This window comes from Amycolatopsis sp. BJA-103 (genome assembly GCF_002849735.1).
Classification (GTDB): domain Bacteria; phylum Actinomycetota; class Actinomycetes; order Mycobacteriales; family Pseudonocardiaceae; genus Amycolatopsis.
In genome coordinates this window covers 36,705-49,049 of the sequence record NZ_CP017780.1, presented here as the reverse complement: position 1 = coordinate 49,049, position 12,345 = coordinate 36,705, and the positions used below count along the sequence as shown (strand labels likewise).

The following is a 12,345-nucleotide window of genomic DNA, read 5'->3' as shown; positions in this document are numbered from 1 at the left end:
CGCTCCGAAAGGCACCACCATGTCCGACACCCCAAGCGCCTCAACCCCACGACTTCGCGACCTCGCCCACTGTCCCCAAACCCTGCCTGGCAACCCCGGATCCCGCTCCTACCAAGGAAACACGGACGCCCTCGAACTCATCACCGACGTCCGAGAACTCGACGTCCGCGAGATCTGGGGCCGCCTCAACCGATGGGGCAAGGAAACCCCCGAACGCCTCATCGCCGCCATCGTCTCACTCGCCGCCTACGCCGACCCCGACCAAATCACCACCGAGCCGCCCGAATGGACACTCAGCATCGGCGGCATCCGGGCACTCCACCCCGATCACGAGACCCTGCCCGAGAACTGCCTCCCCAACACCAAGAGCGAAACCTCGGCCGCCATCGACCGTCTCATCGTCGCCGGCCTCACCACGCGCGCCATCGCCGAACGTGTCGGCGTCACCAAGCGCACCGTCGAGAAACGCCGCCAGTCCATCCGCGAGAAGATCCGCACCAACGAGGCCACCCTCGCGCGACGCACGGCGAGAGAGGCCGCCGCGTGATCGTCGACCTCTTCGCGGGCCCTGGAGGCTGGGACACCGGCGCCCGCCTCGCCGGACACGACGGCCCGCTCATCGGCATTGAATGGGATGACGCCGCCTGCCGCACCGCAACCGCCGCCGGGCATCCCCGAATCCGCGCCGACGTTTCGACTTTCGACCCGAGCGCGTTCGCGGACCTCGCCGACGGACTGCTCGCCTCCCCACCTTGCCAAGCGTGGTCATCCGCAGGCGACCGCAAGGGAGAACTCGACCGGCAGAAGGTCTACGAGCGCATCGCGGCATTCGCAAGCGGCCGAGAACCCGACGTCGTCGACTGGGCCGACGACCGGTCACACCTCACCGCCGAACCCATGCGATGGGCCGTCGCGCTCCGTCCACGATGGATCGCGTGCGAACAGGTCCCGACCGTACTGCCACTCTGGCAGTACGTCGCCGAGTTGCTGCGCAAGCACGGGTACCGGGCGTGGGCGGGCGTGCTCTCGGCCGAAGAGTACGGCGTGCCTCAGACCCGCAAGCGGGCAATCCTCATCGCCCGCCGCGACGGCCTGCCGGTCGGTCCTCCCCCGGCCACCCACCAGGCGTACCGGGCCGGCGAGACGCCCAGCGCCGCGCCGGACCTCTTCGGCGACCTGCTCCCGCCGCCCGTGTCGATGGCCGACGCTCTCGGGTGGCCCGCCGACACGGTCGCGGTGTCGAACTACGGGACCGGCGGCAACCCGCAGGACCGCGGGCAGCGAACCGGGCTCGAACCCGCGGCCACGATCACCAGCAAGATCGACCGCGTCAAGATCTACACCGGCAACAACAGCCGCGTCGGCCGCGGCGCGACCGTCGACTACAGCCGCGGAACCAGCGCGCCCGCGCCGACGCTCACCGGCAACGTGAATCGTTGGACTCTCCGAAACAGCGATCAACCCGCCGAATGGGTACACAGCAGGCCCGCCACCACGGTGCAAGGCGACCCGCGCATCGGCCGGCCCGGCCACAAAAACCGCTCCAGCGGCGGCGAATCCCAGTTCGATCAGGACAGCGTCCGCGTCTCCGTCGACGAGGCCGCCCGCCTCCAGTCCTTCCCCGCTGGCTACCCGTGGCAGGGCACCCGAACCGAGCAGTACCGGCAGGTAGGCGACGCCGTGCCGCCGCTGCTCGCCGCCGCCATCCTCCGCACCCTCATGCCGTCCGCGGTGGAAGGGGTCGCCGCGTGATCCGCACGACTGCCCGCCGAGCCCGCACGCCGCACCGCTGCTGCGACGTGACCCACCGACAGCCGTGTATCCAGCCCGGCACCGTCTACCTCGAACACGTCGCCGCACCGGACCACGACGACATCGGCAACACCGGCTGGTGGCGCCAGCCCGAATGCGCCGACGACGCCAGGGCCTACCAGCGCGGCCACCTCATCGACGCCAGGGAGGCACGACCTTGACCACCCGCACCACCGCGCGACCGCTCGACCTCCGCGAGTTCGTCCGGATCTCCGTGGACATCTACGACAACCCCAAGATCGTCGCCCTCGACGACCCCGCCGCCGCATGGGCCTACATCGTCGCCGTCGCCTACGCCGGGAAGAACACCACCGACGGCATCGTGCCCCTGAAAGTCGTCGCTCGGCTCGCCGGAGTCTCGATGCAAAAAGTGCGGAAACTCGTCGCCGTCGGGCTGCTGCACGAGCCCGGCCACGCATGCGAAAAGTGCCCCGAAATCCCGAAGCTACAGGCATGCGTCCACGACTACCTCCAGCACCAACGATCCAAGGCCGACGCCGACGAACAACGCAGGTCAGCCGCCGAACGAGGCCGGAAGGGCGCCGCCAAAAGGTGGCAGCAACCGGCCGTGAACCCCCCGAAAACCGCGCCGAAGACCGATAGCAACAGCCATAGCCCCAGCCATGGCACCAGCGATGGCAAATACATGGCAGAGGTAGAGGAAGAAAGAACTAACCACCTTTCCGAGGCCCCTTACGTACCCACCACGCGCGAAAGCAACAACGAGCTGAACCGGCCCGCTACGGGTCCCGCCCCCTCGGGGCCCCGCAGCACCCAGGCATACCGCCTCGTCTCGAACACCATCGGACACCGGATCCCCAGCGCCACCCGATCAGCCCTCGCGTTCGAGGTCGTGCAACTCCTCGCCGAATTCGACGAACCCACCATCGGCGCCGCCCTCCAACTCTGGAACCAGAAAACCGGCATCGGCCCGAAGATCCTCCCCTCACTCGTCGCCGACATCGTCAAAGAACAAGCCGGAGCCGGGGCGACCCTCGACGCGGGCGGACGCGCATCGAGGCCGCCGTCGGGGCGTGGTGCGAAGGTTCGCGGGTGGCTGGAGCTTGGCGCGGGTGATGGCGCGGTGATGCCCGCTCAGCGCCCGTTCGGCGGCTCGCTGGTGGATGCACCGTTCCTCACGATCGAGGCCGGGGGCGAGTCGTGAACCGGCAGGAGGTGACGGCACTACTGGCGTCGGCGTCGGCCGTCGACCAGTACGCGCCGCAGCCGGATGAGCTCGTGTTGCGGATCTGGGAATCGATGCTCGCGGACATCCCGGCTGAGGCCGCGGAGAAGGCGCTCGTAGCGCACTACCGGGAAACATCGAAGACGATCACTCCGGCTGACATTGCCGGGTGGTATCGGAACCGGCGCCGGTACGCGTCGCCGACGAGGAAGGCGCCGCCGGCGGATCCGGAGACGATTCGGAACGGGGTCGACAGGGTATTCACCGCGCTTGCGGCGAAGAAGGCGATCTCGGCGGCCGAGCGAACCGGGACCGAGGTTGACCTCGTCGAGGTCGGGTACGTGGTCGAGGCGGATGTCGCGGCGCGTCGGTCGGTGCGGTCGGTGCCGTGCCGTCACTGCCATTCTCCGGCGTTCTCGCCGTGCACGTCGAACGGGAAGCCTCTGACGAAGAGTCCTGCTCATCCCGTTCGGGTGGATGACGCGTTCGCCGCGATGGCCGCTTCTGCGACCTGACTATTGCGTGCATGCACGCTGACTGTTAACGTGCATGCATGCACCGCACGGGCGGTGACACAGCAAAGGGAGACGACATGACCGACAGCGGATTGACCACCCGCACCGACACCGTGGGCGCGAGCCGCACGGCGCCGGAACCGAAACTCTCGCCGAAGATGGCCGCCGTGATGCGGGCCGCACAGATGGACGACGACGGCGAGCTCAACGTCGCTTGGGGCGTCAAGTGGCCGGGGCACGGGACGCTGAACAGCCTCAAACGACGCGGCCTGATCAACGACAAGCACCAGCTCACCGCGAATGGCCGCCGCTGGTTCAACTCGAACGTCAAACGGGAACGCCGTTCGAGCACCGCTGGGGGACGCTGATGTTCACCCTCGAAGACTTGACCGCGATCACCGACGCCGAGCTTCGCGACCAGCTCGACGACGCGCTTCTCGCCGAGCACGAGCCCGTCGACGACATGACCACCGACGTCGAGTACCGCGAGAACCTGCCCGCCCTGATCCGCATACTCATGGACGAGACCCACGAGCGTGCGCTCGTCGAGGCTCGGAAGCACCTGACCGCGCTCGACCGCGCCGAGGCCGTTCTCGCCCACGTCCACAAACACGGGCTGCACAAGCACCTTTCGGGCATCAACGTTGGCCACAGGGCACGCGTGCAGCTCTTCGAGCCGCAGGGCGAGAGCGCGATCGGGGCGCTTCGCCCGTGGATCGTCAGCCTGGGCGCCGAGACCGTCGACGTGGTCAAGCACGACGACGTGTACCTGCTCTCGGCCGCCGGAACGATTGGCCAGGAGCTTCCGTTCTCCGTCGTTGCCATTACCCGCGAGGCCGAAACTGCCGCGCTCGACAAGGTGATCGAGAAGTACACGCAGTCGCTCCGCAAGTTCCCCATCCGGCTGCTCGACGCGTGCGAGCGGCCGATCCCCCGCGACCACATCCCCTCGGCGGACTGCTGGTGCGAGCCGACGTTCGACCAGGGCGGCCAGTTCTTCAAGCACCCGACCAAGGACGGACTCCCGGCCGTGTTCGAGCCGCCGATCGTGCCGGGCGCCGAGCAGGACGCCGACGGCTACGCCCGCGAGGACCACCGGTGACCGCCCGCGAATTCCGCAAGGACGAGATCCTGACCCTCAGGGGCGGCGACACCTGGCGTGTCGACCAGGTGTACCCCAACAACGCCGGCCGCGTCCTCGTCGGCCTCGTCAATCCGTTCAACCCGAACCACGGGACCGCGTTCTATGCCGACGCGCTCCCCAGCTGCCTCGCCGAGCGGCCCGTACCGCCGCCGCTCACCCCGACCATGCCGCCCTGCTCCGTGTGCGGCGAAGAGACCGAGTGCGACGCGGACGGCTTCCGCTGCACGGCGTGCCGCTGCACGTGGCACGTCGTCGGTGACGAGCCCGGCGGCTGGGACGACTTCCAGGCGACACAGTGCACGTCGGTGATCCGGCCGTTCGCGGACTTCACCGGCGACCGGTATCGGGCCATCCGCGGCACCACCTACCGGTGCGTGCTCGACGCCGACCACGAGGGCGATTTACACCAGGGCCTCGACTACCACTGGTCGTGGCGCGACAACGACGAGCGCGCCATCCCCGCCGAGAAGCCCGTCGAGGCCACATCGTGAAGCCCTGGCAGTGGTGGGCGCGACGTTTCGGCGTCGCGCTCGCCCTCGCCGGCCTCGTCCTCATCCTCTTCTCTCTCGTCCTTGGAGGCATCTCGTGACCGTCCGCATTGGACACAAGCCCGCCGCGCCCGGCGCGACCGCGCGCACGTGGACGTGGCTTCTCGCCCACGACCACGACCTCGAAGTCATCGCACGCACCGTCAAGATCAGCCTCGCCGCGGTGTTCGTGCTCGGCCTGCTGCTCACCGGCGGCGCCCGATGACCGACGAGGAGCCTCGGCGTTGGCGCAAGGGCGATCCAGAACCTGCCGACCACCCCGACGTCAGCGACCGGTACGGCGACGCGTGGTCCTGGTACCCGACCGGCGTATGGGTCGATCCGAACAACCCGACCACGCACCCGTGCTCGTGGGAGTACATCGCCCGCAAGTTCTATCCGCTGACCGAGAAACCGAAAGTCGGTGCCCGATGACGGACATTGCCGCAGCCGCCCGGATCGGCGCCTACATCGCCGAGCGGAACCGCCACATGCACTCGCAAGGCGACGTGATCCACGGGTTCGGCCTCGGCGAGGACGCAAAGGTGCTCCGTGCCTCCGACGTACGCGCCGTCCTTGCTGACCTGTCCGGAATCACCCGCCCGGAACGCTGCCAGGACTGCGCCACCGATCCCGCGGGCCCGTGCCCGATGTGCGCGCTCGCGATCTACGGCGACGTCGACGGCCTCGCCTACCTCGACACCCGCGACGAGGTCGCGCGGCTGGTCGCGATCATCGCCGAAACCCGCCTCGGTCTTGAATCCCGAGCCGAAGAGGACGTTCTCGACGAGGCCGAGCGTCGTCACCCCGCGCGCGGGACCGGGGAGGCCGACCGTGGTTGACGGCTTCGTGTTCTACCGCTACCGCGCCGGAAACCCGCCCTACCGACGCACACCCGCCGGACGCTACGAGCAGTACCGGCCGCACCGCGGTGGCTGGACCGCTTGCAAACAGGACAGCAAAGGGCTCAGCCGCCTCTCCTGGTTCTTCCTGCCCGCAGACGCCAAGAAAAACGCGTACGCGCGTGCGCTCGACACCCCTTCGGAGGCCAGCCGTGGTTGATCGTTCGCGCATCTCGGCCGAGGACGCCCTCGTGCTCGGCCGCCACACTGCCGCCGAGATCGACGCCGCCGCTACGCGCGTCCGCGCCTACCTCGACGAGTACCAGCGCCGAGCGGCCGCAAACTCGGCGACCACCGACGTCATCTCGAACCTCGACACGCACGACGGCGGCCCGCGGCTGCTCGCGTCCGAATTGCGCGTGCTGCTCGCCGACCTCGCGCGTGCTCGCGTCAACCTCGCCGGCCTCCAGTATCGGTTGCGCGGCGAACAGCACCACCACGCCAACACGACCACCGAGCGGGACCAGTTCGCGGCCCGAGTCGCGGACGCGGAAACCGCGCTACTGCAAGGCAGCCAGAGCAACGACATGCGCGTCCGGGAGGCGCTGACCGCGCTGGCCGCCGGGCTGCCCCGGTGCACGCACGGCCGCACAACTCCATGCGACTCGTGCGGCCGAAAGAGCAGCCGCCGCGAGGCACTGCGCGAGATGACCCGCGAAGCCGAAGCCGACGGCCTGCTCGATGTCGGCACCGGCTTCATCCAGACCCGCGGCGACGAGGGGGCCGATCGTGGCTGAGTGCGAACCCGAGTTCTGGGACGACGACTACGACCAGAGGCCGGAACCCGAACCCAACTGTTTCGCTTGCCACGACTCAGGTTTCGCCTGGCGCGGCAGTCGCCGCCGCCGGTGCCGCGCCTGCCGGCCGACCCGGTTCGAGCTGTGGCGCTGGAATCTCCGCGACCGATTCCGGCGCCGCCGACCTACCGCCGATGACCCCTGGAGGCTGCCGTTCTGAACACGCTATTTCGGCTCTACGGCTGGTACCTCCGCGCCCGTGAAGCCGCCCGCGCCCGCACCGCTCGTACCCGCGCGATCGCCTGGCAGGAAAGGAACAGCCGACCGTGACCCCGATCGAAGACTTCCTCGCGAAGCACCCCGAGGTGGCCAACGCGCGCGTCTCGTTCTGGATGTGCCCGGACGAGGAACACCGCGACAAGGGAATCGTCGAGTGGCGCGGCGACGTCGCACACTGCCTCGAACCCGGATGCGGCCGCACGAGCGCAGACCCGCGTACTGTGCGACCGGGCGACGAACTTCGCGCCGCCGCAACGGTGCTTCGCGAACGTGCTGACGTCGAGCCCCCCGAACTCGCCGAAGCACTTGCCGCGTGGCTGGACAACACAGCGGAGTGGGCAGCCACGGGGGAGCCTTGCCCGTTCGTCGAGGCCGAGGCCGTCGCCAAGCTCATCCTCGGCGGTGCCGCGTGAGCGCGCCGCGCCCGCGCGAGGGCGCCCGGATCGCTGGTGCGTTCGTCGACGAGACCGCCGACATGTCCACCCTGCGCCGGTTCGAGATCGACGTCCCGATGATGCGGCGCCGCGCCAAGGGCCCGCTCGAACCCCCGCTCTCTGAAAACGACCGCTGGCACTGGAGCGAAAAGAGCAAGCGCACCGCCGTCATCCGGTTCGGAGTCCGCGACGCCGCCCGCCGCGCCGGCATCCCGGCCGGCTCGCACCTGACCGTGACGCTGCACTATGCCCCCGGCGACAACCGGCGCCGCGACGAGGACAACCTCGTGCCGACGCTGAAGGCCGCGTGCGACGCGCTTGCCCGCGGCCCGCGCCGCGACTGGATCGGCCTTGAACTCGTCCCGGACGACACGGACAAGTACATGACCAAGAACATGCCGAAGATCCACCCCGGCAAGGGAGAGCGTCGGCTCTGGCTCGAAATCGAGGTCCGCCCGTGAGCAAGAGCAGCACGAGCAACGAGCACGCCCTCGTCGCGATCGCCAACATGCGCCGCATCCGGCGGCAACGGGGCATCTCCACGCAGAAGCTCGCCGACCAGATCACCGCCAAGGGCGTCCAGATCTCGCGGTCAACCATCGTGAACCAGGAGACGCGGCGTAGCGAAACGGCGTCTATGACCATCGACCAGGCCATCGGCCTGTGCCGCGTCCTCGACATCACGCTCGACGATCTGATCGACCCCGCGCTCTGCGAGACCTGTCACGGCGGGCCGCCGAGCGGGTTCACCTGCAACACGTGCGGACGTCGAAGCCGTAGGACGAATCGAGCCGTCGAGAACGCCGTCGAGCGGCTGGTCGACTCCGACCCGCCGCCCGCCGACCTCGCCGCCCGCGTAATCGAACGGAGGAACGAGACGTGAAGCACTGGGAAGGCGACCTCGTCACCTCGCAGCAGAAGAAGGCCATCGCGACCGTCATCACCGGCCAGGGCATCACCGACCGCGGCGAACGGCTCGCGCTCATCTCCTACCTGCTCGACACCCCGGTCACCACCATGAACGAACTCACCAAGGGCGAGGCCGCGCGCCTGCTCGACCTGCTCGGCTGGCTCGTCGCTGAGGGCGAGGTCGCGTTCGCGCTCGACCTCGCCCGGGAAAGGGCGGCAGCATGACCACCGTCGCCGAGCCGCCCCGCCTCCCGCGCACCGTCCCCGACTGGCACGAGCGTGGCGCGTGCAACCTGTTCCCCGAACTCGACTTCATCGAAGCTCGCGGACCGGCCGCGCTCGCCGCCCGCGTCATCTGCCGCGCCTGCCCCGTCCGGCTCCAGTGCGCCACCGACGCCCTCGAACGCGGCGAACCCTGGGGCATCTGGGGCGGCCTCGACCGCAAAGACCGCAAAGAGATCGCGCTCGAGCTCGGCTACCCGGTGCCCGCCGTCCTGCCCGAGCACGGCACCAACAGCCGGTACGCCAAGCACGGCTGCACCTGCCCGGACTGCCGCCGCGCGCACGCTCTGTACGAGTTCGACCGTCGGGCCCGCGCGCGGAAGGCCGCCCGGGACCGGGACGTGTGGGTGTCGCCGGCCGAGCTCGTGCAGCCGCTCAAGGTCGGCCGTCACCTGCTCGGTCCCGGCCAACTCGTTCTCCCGCTGCCCGGATTGCCGCCTCTACCTGCCGCCGAGCCCGGATCCGCTTCGGAGCGGCCCGTGCTCCGTCTCGTCGCCTGAAAGGAACCGTCGCCGTGTCCCTGCCCTCGTACCCCATGCCGCCGCTGCCGAAGCCGACCGAGCCGCCGAGGTTCCTCGGCGAACCGGTCACGATGCCTTTGTCTGACTTCAGGCCGCCGCCTGTCGTCGAGCCACCGCCCGCGCACGCGCCGACGATCGCGCCCGGCGACGCGATCACCATCGACACTGGCAAGGGCACGATCGAAGCGACCGTGACCGCGGTGACCCCGGTCGCGACCGGCACCGACGAGATCACCCTCGAACCCGCGCAGGGGGCCGACGGTGGATGACTTTCGTGTCGGCGACATCGTGTTCAGCCCCGGGGTCGGCCTCGAAGGGCAGATCCTCGCGGTACGCGAGGACGAATGTCCGTTCTGGGTGTGGTGGTCGGATGACGACGTGTCGTGGGAGCGAGGTAGCAGCCTCGAACTCGTGAAGCACTTCGACAAGATTTGAAACTCTCGAACACGTGTTCTATGGTGACCGTGCCGGGCGGGTGGGGAAGACCCGCCCGGCAGCCACCACCAGGAGCACACCATGCCTAACCAGCGCGAACGCCGCGAGTTCGACGACCGACGACGGATCGGCGTCCTCGCCGACGAATGGCGCCAGATCGCCGGAGGGCTCCCGTTCTGGCGCATCGACGACACCGGGCCCGAGCCCGTCGTCATTGCGACCGACCTCAACCAGCCGCTCGCGACGCTGCACGGCATGTGGGCGCCGAACATGGCCCGGTACCTCGCCGCGATGGGCAAGCACTCCGGGCTCAACCTCGCCGAGCTGCTGTGGCGCATCGGCGGACACGGCGGCCACGAGGACGTCACCCGCGCGTCCATCGAGCTGCTGCGTTCACTCGGCCTCGAACCGCGCAACGACCGCTACCGCCCGAGGTAGCCCCCTGACTCGCGGGCCCGGCGCGTCCCTCCCCCTCTGCGCGCTGGGCCCGCGACCTGGTAACACCTACCGAACACGATCACAGGGTGCCCGGCCACCCGCCCCTCCCACAGGAGACCCGCGACCGGATCGCCGACGCGATCCGGCGAGACCCCACGCCTACACAACGCGCCATCGCGGCCGAGTTCGGTGTGTCCGTGTCCACCGTGTACCGGGTCGCCGCCGACTACGACCTCGCCGACTCGTGGGAGGACCGGCGCGAACAGACCGAGGCCGCCACCGCCGCCCGCGCCGCCGACCTCGCCAAGCGGCGAACCGAGCTGCAATCCGGCCTGCTCGACGACATCGCGATACTCCGCAAGAAGCTGTTCGGCGACGTCGTGCACCTGCACGTGGTGAAGGTCGACCCCACCGCCGAGGAAGTCCGCGAGACCGTGCTCCCCGCCGGACCGGCCGACTGGCGCGCCACCATGGGCGCCATCACCGGCGCCGTCCGCGAAACCACGAACCTCGCCCGCCTCGAAGCCGACACCAGCGGCGCGGGCGCCGCGTCGAACATGCTGGAGCAGTTCGAGGCGAGTCTCCGGATCGCCCGGCACGACCGGGAACGGCTCTCCCGCGACGACGGGCCCGCCGAGTGACGACCACGACGGCGAAAGCCGCCGCGCTCTCCGTCAAGCAACAGGACTCGATCCTCGACGCCACCCACCGCATCAACATCTGGGAAGGCGCGATCCGGTCCGGCAAGACCATCGGCAGCATCGTCCGGTGGCTCATGTACGTGCGGACCGCGCCCGCCGGACCGCTCGCGATGATCGGCAAAACCCGGGACACCCTCGCCCGGAACGTCCTCGACGTCATCGCCGACATGAACCCCGCCGCGATCTCCTACACCCGCGGCGCCACCACCGCACGCATCCTCGGGCGCCTCGTGCACGTCATCGGCGCCAACGACGCCCGCGCCGAGTCCCGCATCCGCGGCTTGACCCTCGCCGGCGCCTACGTCGACGAGATCACCGTCGTACCCGAGGCGTTCTTCACGCAGCTACTCGGCCGCATGTCGGTCCCCGGGGCGAAGCTGTTCGGAACGACCAACCCCGACACGCCAACGCACTGGCTGAACAAGAACTTCCTCAAGAAGGAACGCCTACCGCTCGACGACCCCGACCGGCCCGACCTGATCTCGTTTCACTTCAACCTCGACGACAACCCCGGTCTCGACCGCGAGTACGTGCGCGGGCTCATGGCCGAATTCACCGGCCTGTGGTTCGACCGGTTCATCCTCGGGAAGTGGGTCGCCGCCGAAGGCGCGATTTACCAGATGCTCGACGAGGCCAAGCACACCGCGCGTGCGCCGGACCCGCGCATGTGGCGCCGAGGCTGGATCGCTCTCGACTACGGCACGTCGAACCCGACGCACGCCCTGCTGATCGTGCTCACCGCGCCCGTCATCGAGGGCAGCCGGATCGTCGTGCCCGAGCGGCTGCACGTCGTCTCCGAGTGGCGGCACGACGGCCGCGCCGCCGGGCAACTCACCGACGCGCAGATCTCCCGGAAACTCGCCGAGTGGGCCGCCCCGCTGATCGAACACCTACCCGACGCGCCCGCGACGATCCTCGACCCCTCCGCGGCCTCGCTCCGCGTCCAGATGCGTTCCGACGGATGGCCCGGTCTCCGGGCCGCGGACAACCGCGTCGATGTCGGGATCCGCGCACAGGCGTCCCTGATTTCTGGCGGCCGGTTCGTCATCGATCACGAGGCTTGCCCGCACCTGTGGGACGAAATGTGTGGCTACGTGTGGGATGACGCCGCCCTTGAGCGCGGCGAAGAGAAGCCGGTCAAGACCGATGACCACGGTCCGGACGCAGGTCGGTACGGGGTCATGGCCGCCCGTCCTATTTGGCGGCAGTGGCTCCCCGATCTGGCTACGTCGAGCGAGCTTCCGAACGCCGCGTAGGCCGGATGAAGGTGGCCGCGAACCCGAGACCGGCGAGGACGACGAGCGCGCTACCCGCGATCTTCCGGGGAAGAAGCTTGTCCGCGCACTTCTCGGTCTCGTACGAGGCGAGGTTCGCGTCACCCGACGTGAGAGCGCTCCCGCACATGACCCTCCACTCCGGAGTGAGGTCCACCTCGACGCGGTTGAACAGGAACAGCAGGCCGCCGGCGAGGACGACAACGGCGGCGATGCGTGCGAACGTGCGAGCCTTCACGGCGGTCCCCT

General features: G+C 69.3%; 24 protein-coding genes. 23 read left to right on the top strand and 1 reads right to left on the bottom strand.

What is annotated here, in order from left to right:
• The first annotated feature begins 19 nt into the window (after positions 1 to 19).
• The 23 genes from BKN51_RS42895 (at position 20) to BKN51_RS00265 (ending at position 12,078) form a co-directional block, all read left to right on the top strand.
• Positions 20 to 547 carry a LuxR C-terminal-related transcriptional regulator gene (locus BKN51_RS42895; RefSeq protein ID WP_146044440.1) on the top strand — a complete coding sequence of 176 codons (528 nt, stop codon included), beginning with the start codon at positions 20 to 22 and terminating at the stop codon, positions 545 to 547.
• Positions 544 to 1,752 carry a DNA cytosine methyltransferase gene (locus BKN51_RS00360; RefSeq protein WP_146044439.1) on the top strand — a complete coding sequence of 403 codons (1,209 nt, stop codon included), beginning with the start codon at positions 544 to 546 and terminating at the stop codon, positions 1,750 to 1,752. Before BKN51_RS42895 ends, BKN51_RS00360 begins: the two co-directional genes overlap by 4 nt.
• Positions 1,749 to 1,973, top strand: a complete 225-nt coding sequence (locus tag BKN51_RS00355) for a hypothetical protein (RefSeq protein ID WP_101605702.1) — start codon at positions 1,749 to 1,751, stop codon at positions 1,971 to 1,973. The genes BKN51_RS00360 and BKN51_RS00355 overlap by 4 nt, the downstream gene beginning before the upstream one ends.
• Positions 1,970 to 2,977: a hypothetical protein gene (locus BKN51_RS00350; RefSeq protein ID WP_101605701.1), complete on the top strand. Its 1,008-nt coding sequence runs from the start codon at positions 1,970 to 1,972 to the stop codon at positions 2,975 to 2,977. The genes BKN51_RS00355 and BKN51_RS00350 overlap by 4 nt, the downstream gene beginning before the upstream one ends.
• Positions 2,974 to 3,513, top strand: a complete 540-nt coding sequence (locus BKN51_RS00345) for a zinc finger domain-containing protein (RefSeq protein ID WP_101605700.1) — start codon at positions 2,974 to 2,976, stop codon at positions 3,511 to 3,513. Before BKN51_RS00350 ends, BKN51_RS00345 begins: the two co-directional genes overlap by 4 nt.
• A gap of 77 nt (positions 3,514 to 3,590) precedes the next feature.
• Positions 3,591 to 3,881, top strand: coding sequence for a hypothetical protein (locus BKN51_RS00340; RefSeq protein WP_101605699.1), 291 nt, complete (start codon positions 3,591 to 3,593; stop codon positions 3,879 to 3,881).
• Positions 3,881 to 4,615, top strand: a complete 735-nt coding sequence (locus BKN51_RS00335; protein WP_101605637.1) for a hypothetical protein — start codon at positions 3,881 to 3,883, stop codon at positions 4,613 to 4,615. Before BKN51_RS00340 ends, BKN51_RS00335 begins: the two co-directional genes overlap by 1 nt.
• Positions 4,612 to 5,148: a hypothetical protein gene (locus BKN51_RS00330; RefSeq protein ID WP_101605698.1), complete on the top strand. Its 537-nt coding sequence runs from the start codon at positions 4,612 to 4,614 to the stop codon at positions 5,146 to 5,148. The genes BKN51_RS00335 and BKN51_RS00330 overlap by 4 nt, the downstream gene beginning before the upstream one ends.
• Positions 5,149 to 5,242: 94 nt before the next feature.
• Entirely contained in the window at positions 5,243 to 5,410 is a 168-nt protein-coding gene (locus tag BKN51_RS42890) for a hypothetical protein (RefSeq protein WP_158255844.1), read from the top strand.
• A complete protein-coding gene (locus BKN51_RS00325) occupies positions 5,407 to 5,619 on the top strand; it encodes a hypothetical protein (RefSeq protein ID WP_101605697.1) in 213 nt (70 codons plus the stop codon). Before BKN51_RS42890 ends, BKN51_RS00325 begins: the two co-directional genes overlap by 4 nt.
• Positions 5,616 to 6,026: a hypothetical protein gene (locus BKN51_RS00320; protein WP_101605696.1), complete on the top strand. Its 411-nt coding sequence runs from the start codon at positions 5,616 to 5,618 to the stop codon at positions 6,024 to 6,026. The genes BKN51_RS00325 and BKN51_RS00320 overlap by 4 nt, the downstream gene beginning before the upstream one ends.
• Complete coding sequence (locus BKN51_RS00315; protein WP_101605695.1) at positions 6,019 to 6,246, top strand: hypothetical protein; 228 nt, start codon at positions 6,019 to 6,021, stop codon at positions 6,244 to 6,246. Before BKN51_RS00320 ends, BKN51_RS00315 begins: the two co-directional genes overlap by 8 nt.
• Positions 6,239 to 6,823: a hypothetical protein gene (locus BKN51_RS00310; RefSeq protein ID WP_101605694.1), complete on the top strand. Its 585-nt coding sequence runs from the start codon at positions 6,239 to 6,241 to the stop codon at positions 6,821 to 6,823. Before BKN51_RS00315 ends, BKN51_RS00310 begins: the two co-directional genes overlap by 8 nt.
• Before the next feature lie 326 nt (positions 6,824 to 7,149).
• Positions 7,150 to 7,515: a hypothetical protein gene (locus BKN51_RS00305; protein ID WP_101605693.1), complete on the top strand. Its 366-nt coding sequence runs from the start codon at positions 7,150 to 7,152 to the stop codon at positions 7,513 to 7,515.
• On the top strand, positions 7,512 to 7,997 hold the full coding sequence (locus BKN51_RS00300; protein WP_199193133.1) for a hypothetical protein: 486 nt from the start codon (positions 7,512 to 7,514) through the stop codon (positions 7,995 to 7,997). The genes BKN51_RS00305 and BKN51_RS00300 overlap by 4 nt, the downstream gene beginning before the upstream one ends.
• A complete protein-coding gene (locus BKN51_RS00295) occupies positions 7,994 to 8,419 on the top strand; it encodes a helix-turn-helix transcriptional regulator (RefSeq protein WP_101605692.1) in 426 nt (141 codons plus the stop codon). Before BKN51_RS00300 ends, BKN51_RS00295 begins: the two co-directional genes overlap by 4 nt.
• The gene (locus tag BKN51_RS00290; protein ID WP_101605691.1) at positions 8,416 to 8,670 is read left to right on the top strand and encodes a hypothetical protein; all 255 of its coding nucleotides are present in this window, start codon (positions 8,416 to 8,418) and stop codon (positions 8,668 to 8,670) included. Before BKN51_RS00295 ends, BKN51_RS00290 begins: the two co-directional genes overlap by 4 nt.
• Positions 8,667 to 9,227 carry a WhiB family transcriptional regulator gene (locus tag BKN51_RS44620; RefSeq protein ID WP_101605690.1) on the top strand — a complete coding sequence of 187 codons (561 nt, stop codon included), beginning with the start codon at positions 8,667 to 8,669 and terminating at the stop codon, positions 9,225 to 9,227. The genes BKN51_RS00290 and BKN51_RS44620 overlap by 4 nt, the downstream gene beginning before the upstream one ends.
• A gap of 14 nt (positions 9,228 to 9,241) precedes the next feature.
• Positions 9,242 to 9,517: a hypothetical protein gene (locus BKN51_RS00280; protein WP_146044438.1), complete on the top strand. Its 276-nt coding sequence runs from the start codon at positions 9,242 to 9,244 to the stop codon at positions 9,515 to 9,517.
• Entirely contained in the window at positions 9,510 to 9,683 is a 174-nt protein-coding gene (locus tag BKN51_RS42885) for a hypothetical protein (RefSeq protein WP_158255843.1), read from the top strand. The genes BKN51_RS00280 and BKN51_RS42885 overlap by 8 nt, the downstream gene beginning before the upstream one ends.
• Positions 9,684 to 9,764: 81 nt before the next feature.
• The gene (locus BKN51_RS00275; RefSeq protein WP_101605688.1) at positions 9,765 to 10,121 is read left to right on the top strand and encodes a hypothetical protein; all 357 of its coding nucleotides are present in this window, start codon (positions 9,765 to 9,767) and stop codon (positions 10,119 to 10,121) included.
• Positions 10,122 to 10,207: 86 nt separating this feature from the next.
• Positions 10,208 to 10,762, top strand: a complete 555-nt coding sequence (locus BKN51_RS00270) for a hypothetical protein (protein ID WP_101605687.1) — start codon at positions 10,208 to 10,210, stop codon at positions 10,760 to 10,762.
• Positions 10,759 to 12,078 (top strand): PBSX family phage terminase large subunit, encoded by a 1,320-nt coding sequence (locus BKN51_RS00265; protein ID WP_101605686.1) that lies wholly within the window; start codon positions 10,759 to 10,761, stop codon positions 12,076 to 12,078. The genes BKN51_RS00270 and BKN51_RS00265 overlap by 4 nt, the downstream gene beginning before the upstream one ends.
• Here the strand turns inward: BKN51_RS00265 and BKN51_RS00260 are convergent.
• Positions 12,047 to 12,334, bottom strand: a complete 288-nt coding sequence (locus BKN51_RS00260; protein WP_101605685.1) for a hypothetical protein — start codon at positions 12,332 to 12,334, stop codon at positions 12,047 to 12,049. The two genes, BKN51_RS00265 and BKN51_RS00260, sit on opposite strands and share 32 nt — an antisense overlap.
• Between the last annotated feature and the right edge of the window lie 11 nt (positions 12,335 to 12,345).